Below are 320 nucleotides of genomic sequence, written 5' to 3'. Positions count from 1 at the left end.
CTGATGTTAGGGAAAAGTATTGTGACACAATAGTTTCATGTGATGGTAATAAAATATCTAAAGCCAAAATAGATGTTTTAATGTCTAAATATGCAGCAACGTTATTTACTGAGTTTGATATGATTGATTCAGTTAATAAGCAATTTGCTAAACTTTGTTATCATAGAAGTGCTATTTTCTCTCCAGGTCATTTGCCTTTCCTGTCATTAGGCACAGTAGTGAAAAGTACATTTGGTAATGGATGCTATTATATCTGCATTCAGCAAAGATGTGATTCTGTAAGAATAAGTGATGGTGAGTGTCGTCGTTTCTTATTTATT

The 320-nt window shown here is 32.2% G+C and carries 1 pseudogene; it reads left to right on the top strand.

What is annotated here, in order from left to right:
- A pseudogene (locus CWM53_RS31650) lies at window positions 1-320 on the top strand (hypothetical protein); the annotation flags it as partial.

The organism is Klebsiella sp. A-Nf5 (assembly GCF_002810545.1).
GTDB lineage: Bacteria > Pseudomonadota > Gammaproteobacteria > Enterobacterales > Enterobacteriaceae > Klebsiella > Klebsiella variicola.
This window is presented reverse-complemented; position numbering and strand designations above follow the sequence as displayed.